The organism is Brenneria alni (assembly GCF_003666245.1).
GTDB lineage: Bacteria > Pseudomonadota > Gammaproteobacteria > Enterobacterales > Enterobacteriaceae > Brenneria > Brenneria alni.
In genome coordinates, this window is the sequence record NZ_MJLZ01000028.1 from 41,994 (window position 1) to 57,800 (window position 15,807).

Below are 15,807 nucleotides of genomic sequence, written 5' to 3' on the forward strand. Positions count from 1 at the left end.
TTTATTTTCTGGAGTAAGCGAAAAAAACATGTTGAAAATTTTAGGACGCGCGTCGTCGATCAACGTTCGAAAAGTACTCTGGCTGTGCGATGAGCTCGCGCTTCCCTTTCATCGCGAGGAGTGGGGCGATGGCTATAAATCACCCCGTGAGCCTGAATTTTTAGCATTAAATCCTAATGCCATGGTGCCCGTCATTCAAGAGGGGGATTTCACCCTCTGGGAGTCGAACGCGATCCTGCGCTATCTCGCTAACGCCCACGGCGGTGAATGGCTCTATCCGCAACATCCCCGCGCCCGTGCGCCCATTGATCAGTGGATCGACTGGCAGTCTGCCGAGCTCAATACCTCATGGCGATACGCGTTTATGTCGCTGGTACGCCAATCGCCCGTCCATCAGGATCCGCATCTCCTGGCCGCATCCTGCAAAGACTGGTCGCACACCATGAGTATCCTCAACCAACAGTTGGAAAGAACCGGTCACTATGTGGCGGGGAAAGATTTCACCCTTGCCGATATTCCCATTGGCCTATCGGTCAACCGCTGGTACGAAACACCGTTGGATCATCCGGATTACCCAGCGGTTCGCGATTACTATGAACGTTTAAGCAAACGCAATGGCTATATTTTATGGGGGCGAAACGGCACCCCATAAAACACCCGACTAACTTTCACTGCCCGGTGCCATACCGCTCATTTCGCAGGCTAGTGCGCCAGTACGCTTGAGCGCATAGGTATAACGCTCATCAAAAGGGTAACAACAGGAGAGGCGAATGGCATGTTTGCAGCGCTCACTCAGCGTGTAAAGCGCTCCGGGCGTCACACAAATCTTCTCCTGTAACAAGCGATGAAACAGCGCCACGCCGTCCACATTGCCCGGCATCTCCAGCCAGAATACAAAGCCGCCTTGCGGCTGTGTGGCGCGGGTGCCTTGAGGAAAATGGCGAGCAATCAGTCCACGGGCTTCATCCAACTGGGCAGCATAGCGGCGGCGTAGCGTTCGCAGATGGTGATCATAGCCGCCCGACTCCAGAAACTGCGCCAGCGTTTCTGATAACAGGGCGGACTCCGCCATTGACGACACGGCTTTTAGCCGCGCCACCGTCGCACTGAACCGCCCGGCGGCCACCCAGCCAATACGAAAGTCGGGCGCCAGCGTTTTGGTAAAGCTGGAACAGTAAATCACCCAGCCGTCACGATCGAACGCCTTGACCGCCGGAGAAAGCGGCCAGCTAAACTGTAGTTCACCATACAAACCGTCTTCTATCAGCGGAACCTGATAATCATTCACCAGTTTCGCCAGTCGTTTTTTATCCTCCAGCGTCATACTGTAGCCTAGTGGATTTTGTACATTGGGCATGGCAATGATCGCCTGAAGCCTTCGCTCTGAGAGCAGCATTGCCAATGCATCCAATGACAGCCCGCGTTGCGGATCGGTCGGGATCTCCACCGTTTTAAGTCCCAGACTGGCCAGCAGCGGGAACAAGTAAAAATAGGTTGGCGTCTCCAGCCCCACGCAATCGCCCGGTCGGGTTACAGCCCGTAACGCCAGTTGCAGTGCCTCCATGCAGCCATGAGTTACCGTAATGTCTTCACTACTCAACGATATGCCTGAATCCATCGCCCGCCGCGCCACCTCACGCCGTAACCGCTCACTGCCCGGCGGCAAAGCATAACGGCCAATCATGCCGGGATGGCGGCGCAGTAATGAAGCGGTTATGCGACTGAGCTTGGCGGTAGGATAAAAATCGGTATTCTGCGGACAGGCGAGAGAAATATTGAGATAATCAGGATGGTTTTGTGCCGCAAAGACCGTATCGATCAGGTCCAGTTTTTCACTACCCGGTGAGATGACCTGTGCGCGGTGCTGCCGGGTTTTCGTCAGCGACGGCAGCCGCCCGCGAACGAAATAGCCTGATTGTGGGCGGGCTTCGATCAGGCCGCGATCTTCAAGAATTCGCCAGGCATTCAGCACTGTATTCACACTCACCTGCTGCGATCCCGCTACGCGGCGGATGGCGGGCAAACGGCTTCCCGGTTGCCAGGTTCCCTGATGGATAGCCGTGGCGAAGGTTTCAGCTAACTGTTGATAAAGCGTACTTTCCTGTGGATCGATAATGGACACAATCACCTCGCTAATCGATGAGTACAATTAATCTTTATTAGTATTTGTACTCATAACAATAGTCTTTTTGTGTATCTGTTACCATACCTCTTCCCTCTTTATCATGGTGCCCTTATTTAGTGTTACAAGGAAAGCACCATGCTCGATCCCTCTTTTTTCAGCTATGTCACCGTTATGTCGATTACCCCCGGCCCCAACAACCTGCTGCTGGCGACTTCCGGCGTCAATTTTGGCATACGGCGTACGCTGCCGATGTTATTGGGCATCATGCTTGGCTGCGGGCTGCAAACGGCGCTGATGGGCGTGGCGCTGGAACTGTTGCTGAGTTGGATGAGCACGGTAAGAGTGCCGCTCACCGTGCTGGGGTGCGGCTACCTGTTGTGGCTTTCGTGGAAAATTGTACGTGCGTCCGCACCGGAACTGAAGGGAAAAAGTAAGCCGATGACTCTGCTTCAGGGCGCACTGTTCCAGGCGGTCAACCCCAAAGCCTGGCTGATGGCCAGCAACGTGGCGCTGCTCTATACCGCCAGCAGCGGCATTTTCACCATCATGTTCGCCTTTATGGCGCTAAACCTGCCTTGCATACTGGTATGGGCGGCGTTTGGCGACCTAATCGGCAAACACCTTCAGCAACCCTGGAAGCTACAGTTATTCAACACGGTTATGGCATTGTCGCTGGTGATTACCGCCCTCTGGATGATGCTGGAAGCGATCAATATCACCAGCTAACCTAGCTTACCTGCTTGCGCAGCAGATAAACAAAATACGGCGCGCCGATAAAGGTCGCCAGTAACCCGGCCGGGATCTGATTGGGGAACAACACCATCCTGCCGCACCAGTCGGCAATCACCATCAGTACACCGCCAATCAGTGCTGCACAGCACAATTGCGGAATGACCCTGCTGAACCCCATCATGCGCGCCAGATGCGGCGCCATTAACCCCACAAAGCTCATCGGCCCGACCATCAGCGTGGCCAGGGCGGTCAGCACCGAGGCCAATAACAACACCAGCAGACGCACCGGCGTAACGGCCACCCCAATCGCCCGGGCCGTGGTGGCGCCTAACGGCAGAATACGCAGCCAGCGCCGACACAGCGGCACCATCAGCAACAATACTGCGGCGATAATGGCGGTTCGCACCGCATCAGCCGCTTCAACGGCGTAGGTTGACCCGGATAACCAGGTCAGCACGCCGCCCATACGCGGATCGCCGCTGGCTAACAACAGGGTAATTACCGTGGTGAACGCCATACTCAATGCGATACCGGCCAGCAGCATCCGTTGAGTGGAAAACCCGCCTCGCCCGGCAATGAAAATCATCGTCAGCAGTGTTAGCGCCGCACCGGCGCTTCCGGCGGGGATCAGCCACACGAAAGCATTACCGGGCACCAAGAACAACAGCATGATGACGCCGAATGACGCGCCAGCGCTTATCCCCAGCACTTCCGGGCTGCCCATTGGATTACCGGTCAGTTTCTGTATCAGCGTGCCAGCCACCGCCAGCATCACTCCCGCAGTCAGCGCCGCCAGCACCCGCGGCCAGCGCCACGGCAATAGCTGGGTTAACAGATCGCCGCGGCTCCACTGCCAACCCTGCGCATCTTTTCCCAGCAACAACGCCGTTAACACCACCGCCGCCAGCAACAGGCAGCCCCCCAACAGCCACAACCCCCATTGACGGCGCTCCGTCGCCTGCACGCCAGCACGATCCGCCATAGAGGGCGGCCCACTGGTGCGCAAGCGCGGCAACAGCCACAACAGCAGCGGCGCGCCTATCAGGGCTGTCGCCGCGCCCGTTGGCACCTCACGCCATACGCCGGTCAGCCAGATCACGATCTGATCGGTTACGCATAGCAATAATGCGCCTAGCAGCGGGGCCAGCCAAAGTCGATGCCATAAACGCCTGGCTCCCAGCATTTTGGCCAACAGCGGGGCAAAAAGACCGATAAAACTGATAATGCCTGCCGCATTGACCAACTGGGCACTCAGGAAAATAGCCAGCCCCAGAGCGCCCAACCGCGCCATAGATAGCCCCAGACCCAGATTACGTGCCACGCCATCGTCCAGCCCCAGCAAAGTTAATGGCCGTAACAGTAATAACGCCAGACAGAAACACACCAGCAGCCGGGGGAAGACAAACCGCACGTTATGCCAGTCCTGCTGATTCAGTGCGCCACTGCTCCACAGAAACAGATTTTGCAGCTGATCATGGTGAAACAGCGCCAGCAGTTGGTTAACCGCGCCACAATAGAAGCTCAACACCAACCCGGCCAGTATCAGCGTAACCGGCGATAACCGCTTGCCCCAGGCGACGCCGAACACCAGCGCGCCAACCGTTAACGCACCGATCATCGCGGCAATTTGCTGGGTAAATGCGCCACCGGGCAGCACCGACAGCGTTGCCACCGTGATGCCCAACTGCGCTCCCGTCGCGATCCCCAGCGTCGAAGATTCCGCCAGCGGATTACGTAGTACCTGCTGGAACAGTACCCCGCACAGCCCCAACCCGGCCCCCACCAGCAGGGCAAGCGCCATACGCGGCAGCAGGCTATAGTGGAACAGCAGTTGCCGAATATCATCGGTGGACGGCTGCCATATTCCCTGTTGCCACAGCGCCAGGGGTAACTGCCGCTGTAGATTGTAACCGCCTATCCCCAACGCCGCCGCCAGCAGCAATCCCATCAGCAGGAGAGGAAACATCCGGTTTTTAACTGACATGACGCCGCGCCTCCAATGCCTGTTCCAATACGCGGCAAAAACGCATGGCCGATAGCGTACCGCCATAAATCCAGACCGCCGGCACGCGCTGCCAGCGCTGTTGACGCACAAACGACATTGCCTGCCATAGCGGGCTGCCAGCCACTTGTTCCATTATGGCGTCATTACCGTGATCAAAGCAGAGAGCATGAGCATTGTTAATCTCAGCCAGACGTTCAATACCCACGATCGCACTTCCCCAGAAATTGGTTTCTCCCCGCCAGGCATTTTCAATCCCGAGTTCTTCCATCACTTCCTGAAACAAACTGTTCCTGCCCATCACTATCGCGTGGCGCGTATCCAGCACGGAAAACAGCAGCAAAGGACGATGGGTATAAGGTCGCAGCCCTGTTTTCGCCTGCTGTATAAATTGAGAGAATTGCTGTAAATGGCGCTCCGCCACATCGGGTATTCCTAGCGCATTCGCCAGTTTTGCCAACGATGCCTGCGCTAATGTCAACGGCTTGCCACGGCCATCGTTAAAACCGAACCCCATGACGGGCGCAATACGGGTGATTTTATCCACTGACGGGCCGTAACCTTCAGAGTACAGAATAAGCGAGGGGCGAAGTTGGGTCAGCAGTTCCAGGTTTGGTTCGGTACGCAAACCCACATCGATGACCTGTGCTGGCAGCACGGGTTCGTCTACCCACAGGCGATAATTATGGGTATCCGCCACGCCCAGCGGCGTGATACCCAATGCCATCAGCAACTCAGCCGGTAGCCATTCCAGCGACACAATACGCCGTTCGTCAGGATAAGCCGAACCGCGGCTGGCGGCGGAGTAGAACAATGGAGAGAGCATCAGCGCCGTCAACAAACGGCGACGTCTCTGGTCTGGTGAATCAGCAGAAGACAATAAATCGGACATATTCAGCAAACAAAACTTACCGGCGCACCACCGCCAGGATGAGGCAATATCCCCATAGGAATACCGTAAATATTTTCCAGCACCGGGCCTTGCATCAACGCCAGCGGTTCGCCTTGCGCAATCATTTCACCACCGCGTAATGCCACCAGATAATCGCAATAACGGGCCGCCATATTGATATCGTGCAAAACGGCAATTACCGTCAGGCCGCGCTGCTGGCTCATGCGCTGGATCAATGCCAAGACATCAACCTGATGGGCGATATCCAGCGCCGACGTCGGTTCATCCAATAACAGACAACGGCTATCCTGAGCTACCGTCATGGCCAGCCAGGCTCGCTGCCGTTCACCACCGGACAGGCTATCTACCAGACGGTTGGCAAACGCTTTCAGCCCCACCAGCATAATTGCTTCATCGACTTTTTCGCGGTCGGCACGGCCAAAACGCCCCAGCGCACCATGCCACGGGTAGCGTCCGACGGCGACCAACTCGCGCACCGTCATGCCTTCTGCGGCGGGTAGCTGTTGTGGCAAATAGGCGACCTGACGGGCAAACGATTTGCTGTCCCAGTGGTCGACAGGCTGTTCACCCAACCAGGCCGAACCACGGCTGGCCGACTGATGGCGACCAAGAATTTTCAGCAGCGTGGATTTCCCGGAGCCGTTGTGTCCAATCAGACCGCAGACTTTCCCTGCGGGAAAAGTCAGGGACAGCGGGTGAAGCAGTGTACGACCGGCGATAGTAAAGCTGACATCATCCAGCCTGAACGTGGTATCTGGCAGTGCATTTTGATTTCGCATAAAGTTTGGATTTCAATACCTGCCTGAATCTGAGGCGGCTAATGGTTATCGGAATAAAAGGAAATGATAATAATTATTATAAAGGTTGCATAATAGGCGTAACGGAATGTTGTTCGCAAGGAATTTACAATACCGGGAACGAAAGCAGAACGTGTTGAAACACAAGAGACAACCGGAGAAAAAGTTCCCCCGGATGACCGGGGGATTGAAGGAAAGTCTATTGGCCGAACATTTGCTTGATCCAGTCCGCCACGCCCTCGCCATTTTGCTGCTCTGGCTGAGGCACCTGCGGCTGGCTGGCCTGGCATAGCGTCTGTGGATTATCCGTCCATACCGGTAATACCCGCCCGCTGCTGCTGCCGTTACAGACAAAATTACCGCTTGCGTCCACGTTCATGGTGGTAATGCCTTCCGGCGGCGTGAGCATCAGGGGCAGTGGCGTCTGGTTCTCCAGATAGCGGCGATAGATGGTCAACGCGCCATTGGCGCCGGTCAGTTTCGCCGGCCCATTGTTATCACGCCCAACCCAACTGATCGCCACTTCTTTGCCATCCACACCGGCAAACCAGCTATCGCGCAGATCGTTGGTGGTGCCGGTTTTCGCCGCCAGATGATAATTCGGGAACTTGACCGCCAAAGAGCGCGACGTACCTCGCTCCACCACCTGCTGCATACCGTACAACGTCAGGTACGCCGCCTGGGCGGGAACCGCACGTTCAGCCTGAGGGAAACTCTGATACAGCACGTTACCCTCTTCCGCAATCACCGAGCGTAACGACGATAATGGCGCACGATTTCCACCACCGGCAATCGTCTGGTATTCCTGCGCCACTTCCATTGGCGTCAGACTAATCGACCCCAGCAACATCGAAGGCACCGGTTCAATCACATTCTCGGGAATACCCAGCCGTTTCAGCGTGGCGGTAACCTGATCCAACCCCACCGCCATTCCCAGATTCACCGTTGGCACGTTGAGTGAATTTGCCAACGCATCAACCAGCATGACGCGCCCACGGAATTGGCGATCGTAATTTTTCGGCTGCCACAGTTGGCCGTTGGGCTGTTTCAGCGACAACGGTTCATCCGACAGCCAGGTATTCAGGCGATACGTATCAGGCTGGCTCAGAGCCGTCAGGTAAGTGGGCGGTTTTGCCAGCGACCCGACAGGACGACGCGCCTGCAAGGCGCGGTTAAACCCGGCGTATTGCGTCTGCGCCCCCCCGACCATAGCGCGGATCTCACCACTGAAACGATCGACGATCACCATCGCGGCTTCCAGATCGTTAACTCCCCGTGCGGCCCTTAATGCCGGAATCCCGTCTTCCACCGCTTTTTCTGCGGCATCCTGCGATACCGGATCCAGCGTGGTGAAAACCTTCACGCCGGACAGATCGTTGACTTTATCCCCCAGCCGTTGTTGTAATTCCTGGCGAACCAGTTGCATAAACGCAGGCTGAGGACTGATGACGCCGCCTTTAGGCTGAACCCCCAGCGGACGCGCACTCAGCATGTTATACAGATCGGCATCAATAACCTGCTGATTCTGAAGTAACCGTAATACCAGATTGCGCCGCTCCAGCGTGATTTTAGGATTACGCCACGGATTATACAGCGACGCCCCTTTCACCATCCCCACCAGCAGTGCCTGTTGATCGAGACTCAGCTCATTCACCGGACGGCCGAAATAGTAAAGACTGGCCAGCGGGAACCCACGAATCTGGTCGCTGCCGCTCTGACCGAGATAGACCTCGTTGAGGTACAGTTCCAGAATGCGATCCTTGCTATAGCGATAGTCCATGATCAGCGCCATATACGCTTCGTTAGCTTTACGCCACAGGGAACGCTCATTGGTCAGGAACAGGTTTTTCACCAACTGCTGCGTCAGCGTACTTCCGCCCTGAACCGCCCGACCGGCGGTGATATTGGCTAAAAATGCGCGGCCAATGGAATACAGGCTAATGCCATCATGCTCGTAAAAATGGCGATCTTCCGTGGCGATCAGCGTGTCCACCAGCAGATCGGGGAACCCGGCACGCTGCACAAACAGGCGCTGCTCACCATTGGGTGACTGCATCATGGTGATTAATTTCGGATCAAGACGGAAGAAACCGAAATTACGCTGGTTATCCAGATTCTGGATCTGCGACAAACGATCGTTACTGAACGTCAGCCGGGCGCGAATCTGCCCCTCTTTGCCATCAGGAAAATCAAAGGGACGCCGCAGCATTTCAATGTTGTTGCCGCGCACGCTGAACTCACCGGGACGCGTGATCCGGGTGACCAGGCGATACTGCATCCCTTCCAGCAGGCCAATCATCTCTTTCTGGTTATAAGGCATCCCAGGTTCCAGATTGACCATGCGTCCATACACGGCCGCCGGCAACTGCCACACTTTACCTTCAATACGGCTGCGAATTTGGCTGTCGAGATACACGCCATAGATCGCCAGCAACACGGCGAACACCAGAGCCAGCTTGATGAAAAGCCCCAGCCAGCGCCGTTTCTTACGCGGTTTTCGCGTCATCCTGCCCTCACCATCATAACCATCGTCGTCATAGCCATCATCATCGTCATCAAAATCGTCCTGATAATCTTCATAATCATCATCATAGTCGTCATCCCTGCGGCGCCGTACTGCCTGCCTGCGAGCAGGTTTACGTCCTGACGCTTTTCCCTTGCGTCCGATAGGTTCGCGGTCATCCCGAGACATTAGTGTTACTTCTCCGTCAGGTTGTAACGGCCAGTTGCTTTCGTCAGGCCACTTACTCTGTTTCCACCGTCTGTTATAAAGAAGAGGAAACATCTGAAATTAATGGTTGCGATATTTTCTGGTGCGCCGGGTCGTTCGGCCAGACATTTTTTGTCTCATAACCAACAGGCACAGCGGAAATAATAAATATCATTTACAATTAGTTACGCTCAATTTGATGCATTCTTATCGACACCAATTCTAATCCATCAAATTTTGACAGAATAACATTAAACATTGATAACCTTAAGTAACGCCGAAATTAAAAGCAGACATCCACATCTGAGTGATGACTTAAAAGAAAGCACTATTTTTGTAAAATAGCCCAGACTAACCAGGCATTGAGAAATTAAAATACGCCTTTCCATGCATTAAGGAGAGGCGTGCCGCGTATTTTGAAAGATGAAGGGTATATTAAGAAAGAAGGACAAATAACCAAGACGGGTCGCTGCGGCCTACGGGCGGAGCAGCACCTTGCCGATTTTGCCGGATTTGAGGGCGGCCTTCACCGCCGAGGACACCTCATCCAGACCGAAAACCGCCTCCACAGGCAGCACTAGCCGTCCGCTGGCCGCCAGCCTCAATAGCTCGTCGAGCAACTCAGCTCTGTGTTCGGCGGGCATATCGCTCAGAACCTTACTGGCCCAGAAGCCCTTCAACGTCAGTTGCTTGAAAACCATCGTCCCGGATGGAATCTGCATGGCCTCTCCAGCTACCGTTCCGAACGACACCAGCAGCCCCTTTTCGCCAAGAAGATCCGCAAGATCGCCAGTCGCCGCCCCACCGACGGAATCGACAGCGGCACGGATCGCGGCGTCGCCGACGAGGGACCGCACCTTCGCTTTCCAATCCGGCTGGGCCGTGGAGACTACATTGTCGATACCAAGCGCCGTCAGTGCCTCAACGCCTGCGTCGCGCCAGACCAGATTGACGGTGTGGATACCTCTGGCCCGCGCCAGCATGGACAGCGACTTGCCAACCGTTCCATTCGCACCGTTCTGGATGATCCAATCTCCCTCCGTCACGCCTAGAGATTCCAGCAGCGAGAGGGTGCTGAACGGCATCGCGATAAGTTGCGCGGCCACCTCATCGGAAATTGCATCCGGCACCGGAAGCAGACCCTCCGCATCAACAAGGAAATACTCCGCCCAGGTGCCATGTGCGGAAGCCGTGACGACCCGCCTGCCAAGCAGAGCGGTATCGCTTCCCTCTCCCAGAGCATCGACAATACCGACCGCTTCGCTGCCACCTATGGCTGGCAGTTCGGGCTTGTAGCCATATTCGCCGCGCACAGTCCAGAGGTCATGGTTGTGGATCGGGGAAAAAATGGTACGGATCCGGGCCTGCCCTGGCCCAGGTTCGGGTGTTGGCACATCGGACTGGCGGAGGACTTCAGCCGGATCGCCAAAAACATCGTGAGTTGCGCTACGCATCGTATTCTCCTTAAGACTATGGGATTACCACTGGGCGAACCGCCCTTGATAAAGCCGGAAGCGGCCCATCAGGCTGGCTTCAGGCAATGACCGCTTCCCCCGGCGAGTAATTCAGCACCGGTAAGGCCACTCGATTCGCCCGTCAAGTACCAAGTACGTAGTTATGCTAGCATTGAATCACTGCCTTCATCGGTAGGAGAAAATTAAAAACTGTTTTTCATTATGGAAACACCTGCCAGTTATGACCTCACTGCCCTCTTTGCGTCGTGGCCGATGCGGTCAGAAGGCAGGACGAATCTAGCCGTATATGACATTGATAAAAGAGGGTTTAATACATCAGTCTCTTCATTTGAGGGCAATCAGAGTGGATAGCGCTGCACCCAGTTGATGATAAATTCGCAAAACACGCTCACTTTTTTTGGAACCTGACCGCTCGACGGGTACAACAGCACATACGTCCCTCTGGATTCCGATGGTGGCGGGATGGGTATAGGTTCCAACAGGCCTTCTCGCACGTAAGGTTCGGCGATAAAGGTGAGCAACGGCCCGACGCCTGCACCGTCACGCAACAAATTGCGAGCCAGGAAGAAGTCGTCCACAAGATACCTGGTCGGCAATTTTTGTAATTGCCAGAGTGCGACAATCGCGGAATGGAAGACCCAATCGTGACCGTCGTCGCCGATCACTCGTGGCTTTCCACGCCGCGCCAGGTATGACGGAGCGGCATAAAATTCCCCTTTGGGCGTGCCAAGATGCCGAACCTTGAGCATTGAATCCTTCAGCGGCACCGTCATGGGATGGATTGCCACATCAATTCCCTCCCCGACAAGATCCGGATAGGAACGCGTGATACGTAAATCGAACGTGATAGCGGGATAGCGCCGGGCGAACTGTAAAAGGAGTTGCGGCAGCACAATGGCGCCGAAATCACGAGGCGCCGTAATCCGCAGTAACCCCGACGGTATTTCGGCGCGTTCAGGCAATGTCGTCATCGCCTCGTCCAATGCCTTCAGATAGTGCGCCGTGCGCTCATAGAGCGCGATACCCGCCGTCGAAAGCGCCATACTGTGCGTGGTACGATGAATCAACTCAGCGCCGACACTCTTTTCAAGTTTGACGATGGCGCGGCTAACCGTACCGTTGCTGATCCTGAGTCTGGCGGCAGCCCTGGAAAAACTGCCCTCATCCGCCACAGCGATAAAAATCGCGATCAAACCATAATCGAGTGGTGTTTCCATAATAAAAAACAAAGTTCCATTTTTGCTTGGTTATTCGAAAATGGAGATATGCTAGCATGACTGACAAAAGGGAGGCAAACACATGGCCGCCATGAGATAACGTGTCGGGACTGAGTCGGTCGCTGACGGCGGCTTGTCTATAGACTGACGTTGAGATTTTCAGCGGTGTGCTAATCACGTGAAAGATTCACTTATTTATTAAATGTACTGTCATTAAGAGGATTAATTTGATGGGCTTTGTAAAAAACGACTTAAAAAGTCAAACGTGGCCGGCTTTTCAGAATAAAGAAAGTTTATTTGAAGCGGATGTTCTTTCCGTTCTGTATGAAACCAGCAAAGAAGCGTTGGATGCGATCATTCCCCCTGGCCTGAAACTTCGCGGCAGACCATTGGTTGAAATCGGACTTAATGACTTTAAACACACTAATTTTGATGTGGCATATAAAGAAGCAGCATTAGCGATCGGCGTAGTCGACGAAAAATTGGGAATTGAAGGAAAACTTGTTGTTGCCATGACCCTTAACACCGATCAAGGTTCTTTTTTAGGCCGTGAGGCCAATGGGTATCCTAAGAAAGTCGGCCATGTCGGCTCGGCTTATGATGGTGACGTTTTTACAGCGTATTGCGCTCGACATGGTGTTTGCTACGCATCTTACAGTTGTGATGCCACGCAAGAACCAAACGACCCCGAATACGAAAGTCTTAATAGTGAATTGAATAAAATGCTGCCCTTTAAACCCGACCATTTGGCTGCATTTAATTATATTTGGCCTGTCGGGCTACGCACAAGAATAAAACCTCTTTTGCAACCGATGTGGTTAAAAATGGAACCAACAAAAGCGGTCAAAACTGGCAGAGGCGATGTTCATTTGAACTGGTCCAGGCACGATCCGTGGGCTTCATTGCCGGTAATAAAAGTACTTGGCGCCAATATCATAACCGGAAATATTTCCCTGATTAGCGCTGAAGATAAGTATTACACAGAAATTGATTCAAACGCCTATCTCCCCTACTCCTTCTTCGGTTGGGATGAACCACACGCTAAATAGTCAAACACCCATACCCCAGGAAAAAATGAGGAGCCTATAGCTCCTCATCTTTCACTGCTTACCAGCATCCAACTATAAGTTAATGACTATTTGAGTCAGTAAATTGTAGGCATCATCCTCTTTCACAGTGACCGCAGGATGATGGGTATAAGACAACTGGTTCGTCCAGTAAACACCACTATGTAGACGCATCGTATAAGACGCTGATAATGAGGTACTGTATTTCTCCGCATTACCACCGTTTCTTTCAAAATAATCTTTAGCGTCATTGCTGAACTTATTATAGGAGAAACCAAATGACAGCATGTCATCAGGACGTGTATCGAACGGCCCTATGCTAAATAACGACAGTGATAAATCGGCATTAAATAAACTTTTTTCCGCAGGTGCATAGTTGGCTTTTCCATCAACATACCAGCCTCTATAAGGCATACTGTTATCTATTTGGTTAAGCTGATAGGTTGCCGCTATATAATGAGAATTAGTGCTGCTGTCATACTTCTCAGTCTTGTAGTTAAGATAGGGGCTTTTGTTATATACCGAACCTGCACGATACCACTTCATTGATTCATTGGCGTCCGGCGCCACTTTATAACCGAATTCATTAATCACCAATGTTCCCGCGTTAGGAACCTGCCAGCGCAGCCCATAGGTGTTATATTTTGAATCCGCTTTTAACCCATCGGTACTCTGACTGCGTGCGACCCCCAGATGGTCATACCATCTTTTATTTTCCGAGAAGAAACGGATATCCGCCGAAGGGCTGGGTTTCAAACTAGCCAACCCAGCCTGATTTAACATTACGCTTGTTGGCCCCAACGCCGATGACGCCGAACTTGTCCCCAGATATAAACCGTAAAAGTGGTTAAGCAAAGGCGTATAGCCGTAACGCAAGATTACCCTGTCGGTAAATACCGGTTGAATAATATAGGCATTCGCGATAAAGGGATGCCCATCCTGACCATTCCCCTTATAGTTGTTGTAGGCGTATGTACCCGATATAACGAACTGCGCCCCCTCGCCGAAGCCAAGCCGGGACAAATCGTAAGTAAGATCCGCAGTAATATAGTTGCCGGTGGTCAGACGTTGTCCGACATAATTGGGGTTATTGCGCCAGTTGCCCGCTACATCATAAGTGAGGTTCGTCAACATCTGCACTTGCGTATAAAAGCCGTGGTCGGCCATGTCCTGCCTAAGTCCGCCCCACTCCGGCGATACCGTATCGCAAGCGGAAGAAATGGCTGGCGTCTCCGCCCCTTTAGGCAAAAACCGATCATAAGATTGGCAATTGTTGCCAGCGGCAAAGGCATTCCCGATTGAGAACGCCAACAGGGGGAAAAATAAAATCGAGCAGTTCTTATTCATTCTCTTTTCTCCGATTTGAAGTTATGGTTTGTCCTTGACTGCTGATGACGTCTTTATACCAAAAGAAACTTTTTTTGCGGCGGCGAGCCAGCGTTCCCTCGCCATTGTCATCACGATCGACATGAATGAACCCGTACCGCTTTGACATTTCAGCCGTAGAAGCGCTGACCAAATCAATAGGCCCCCAACTGGTATAACCCAGCACCACAACGCCATCCGCGATGGCCTCTCTCACTTGCCATAGGTGGTCGTTAAGATAGCTGATGCGATAGTCATCAATGATAGAACCGTCCGGTTCAACAACATCTTTCGCTCCCAAACCGTTTTCAACGATAAACAGTGGCTTTTGATACCGGTCATAGAGCATGTTGAGTAAGTAACGCATTCCTTCCGGGTCGATCTGCCATCCCCATTCAGAACTGGCCAGATAGGGATTGTTGACCAGTTTCATAATATTGCCCGCAGCTTTGATGACATCTTGATCGGTTGTGGCGCAGCAGCTCATGTAATAACTGAAGGAAATAAAATCGACAGTTTCTTTAAGCGCCTGACGATCATCCTCCGTAATATCCAGCGAGATATTCTGTTCTGCAAAAAAACGCGCCATATAAGCAGGGTAATCACCGCGCGCCTGGACATCGCAAAAAAATAGCCATTCACGATTCTTTCTTTGCGCCTCCAGCACATTATCCGGGCTACAGCTCAGTGGGTAATGAGGCATGGCCGCAACCATATTGCCGATTTTTGCGTCCGGAATGATGTCGTGGCACAGTTTCACCGCTTTGGCGCTGGCCACCAGTTGGTGATGAATGCCTTGGTAGATAGTCTGCCGCGAGCTGTTTAAGGGTATGCCCAGCCCGGTAAAACAGTTGAACAGAGAGATGTTGATCTCGTTAAACGTCAGCCAATATTTGACCTTATCCTTATAGCGCTCAAAAACGATTTTTGCGTAGCGTTCGAAAAATGAAATAGTTTTACGATTGGCCCAGCCGCCGTAATTCTCCACCAGTCCATAAGGCATTTCGTAATGGGAAAGAGTGATTAACGGCTGAATATTATATTTTGCAAGCTCGTCAAAGAGCCGGTCATAAAATGCCAGGCCGGTTTCATTGGGTAATTCCTCATCACCTTGCGGGAATATACGTGTCCAGGCAATAGAAGTGCGAAGGCACTTAAAACCCATTTCTGCAAATAGCGCAATATCTTCAGGATATAAATGGTAAAAATCAATGGCGATATCTTTTAGACTAAAATCACCATCAACGCGCTCTTTTATATCATGCATTAGCCCTAATGGCTGCAAATCAGAAGTTGACAAACCTTTTCCATCACTTTTGTATCCACCCTCAACTTGATTAGCGGCTATAGCTCCGCCCCAGAGAAAATTCTCTGGAAATAAATTTTTCATAAATACTCCTGATT

At 52.9% G+C, this 15,807-nt stretch carries 12 protein-coding genes; 3 read left to right on the top strand and 9 right to left on the bottom strand.

Going from position 1 to position 15,807, the window contains the following annotated elements; translation table 11 throughout:
* The first annotated feature begins 28 nt into the window (after positions 1 to 28).
* On the top strand, positions 29 to 652 hold the full coding sequence (locus tag BIY29_RS13075) for a glutathione S-transferase family protein (RefSeq protein WP_121575548.1): 624 nt from the start codon (positions 29 to 31) through the stop codon (positions 650 to 652).
* A 9-nt stretch (positions 653 to 661) separates the two neighbouring features.
* Here the strand turns inward: BIY29_RS13075 and BIY29_RS13080 are convergent, their stop codons facing one another.
* Positions 662 to 2,122, bottom strand: coding sequence for an aminotransferase-like domain-containing protein (locus BIY29_RS13080; RefSeq protein WP_121575549.1), 1,461 nt, complete (start codon positions 2,120 to 2,122; stop codon positions 662 to 664).
* Between the two features lie 138 nt (positions 2,123 to 2,260).
* On the opposite strand from BIY29_RS13080, the gene BIY29_RS13085 reads away from it, so the two are divergent.
* Positions 2,261 to 2,851 (top strand): LysE family translocator, encoded by a 591-nt coding sequence (locus tag BIY29_RS13085; protein WP_121575550.1) that lies wholly within the window; start codon positions 2,261 to 2,263, stop codon positions 2,849 to 2,851.
* Position 2,852: 1 nt separating this feature from the next.
* On the opposite strand, the gene fhuB is transcribed toward BIY29_RS13085, so the two are convergent.
* The 6 genes from fhuB to BIY29_RS13115 all read right to left on the bottom strand — a co-directional run bounded on the left by fhuB (position 2,853) and on the right by BIY29_RS13115 (position 11,971).
* Positions 2,853 to 4,841: a Fe(3+)-hydroxamate ABC transporter permease FhuB gene (gene fhuB, locus BIY29_RS13090; protein ID WP_121575551.1), complete on the bottom strand. Its 1,989-nt coding sequence runs from the start codon at positions 4,839 to 4,841 to the stop codon at positions 2,853 to 2,855.
* Positions 4,831 to 5,751 (bottom strand): Fe(3+)-hydroxamate ABC transporter substrate-binding protein FhuD, encoded by a 921-nt coding sequence (gene fhuD / locus BIY29_RS13095; protein ID WP_121575552.1) that lies wholly within the window; start codon positions 5,749 to 5,751, stop codon positions 4,831 to 4,833. Before fhuD ends, fhuB begins: the two co-directional genes overlap by 11 nt.
* A 2-nt stretch (positions 5,752 to 5,753) precedes the next feature.
* Positions 5,754 to 6,551: a Fe3+-hydroxamate ABC transporter ATP-binding protein FhuC gene (fhuC, locus tag BIY29_RS13100; protein ID WP_121575553.1), complete on the bottom strand. Its 798-nt coding sequence runs from the start codon at positions 6,549 to 6,551 to the stop codon at positions 5,754 to 5,756.
* A 217-nt stretch (positions 6,552 to 6,768) separates the two neighbouring features.
* Entirely contained in the window at positions 6,769 to 9,261 is a 2,493-nt protein-coding gene (gene mrcB / locus BIY29_RS13105) for a bifunctional glycosyl transferase/transpeptidase (protein ID WP_121575554.1), read from the bottom strand.
* A gap of 494 nt (positions 9,262 to 9,755) precedes the next feature.
* Entirely contained in the window at positions 9,756 to 10,733 is a 978-nt protein-coding gene (locus tag BIY29_RS13110; RefSeq protein ID WP_121575555.1) for a zinc-binding dehydrogenase, read from the bottom strand.
* A gap of 359 nt (positions 10,734 to 11,092) precedes the next feature.
* Entirely contained in the window at positions 11,093 to 11,971 is an 879-nt protein-coding gene (locus BIY29_RS13115) for a LysR family transcriptional regulator (protein WP_121575556.1), read from the bottom strand.
* Between the two features lie 230 nt (positions 11,972 to 12,201).
* Between BIY29_RS13115 and BIY29_RS13120 the strand changes: the two genes are divergently transcribed.
* A complete protein-coding gene (locus tag BIY29_RS13120) occupies positions 12,202 to 13,020 on the top strand; it encodes an acetoacetate decarboxylase family protein (protein WP_121575557.1) in 819 nt (272 codons plus the stop codon).
* Between the two features lie 72 nt (positions 13,021 to 13,092).
* Here the strand turns inward: BIY29_RS13120 and BIY29_RS13125 are convergent, their stop codons facing one another.
* Complete coding sequence (locus tag BIY29_RS13125; protein WP_121575558.1) at positions 13,093 to 14,385, bottom strand: carbohydrate porin; 1,293 nt, start codon at positions 14,383 to 14,385, stop codon at positions 13,093 to 13,095.
* Positions 14,378 to 15,793, bottom strand: a complete 1,416-nt coding sequence (locus BIY29_RS13130; RefSeq protein ID WP_121575559.1) for a glycoside hydrolase family 1 protein — start codon at positions 15,791 to 15,793, stop codon at positions 14,378 to 14,380. The genes BIY29_RS13125 and BIY29_RS13130 overlap by 8 nt, the downstream gene beginning before the upstream one ends.
* Positions 15,794 to 15,807 lie beyond the last annotated feature (14 nt).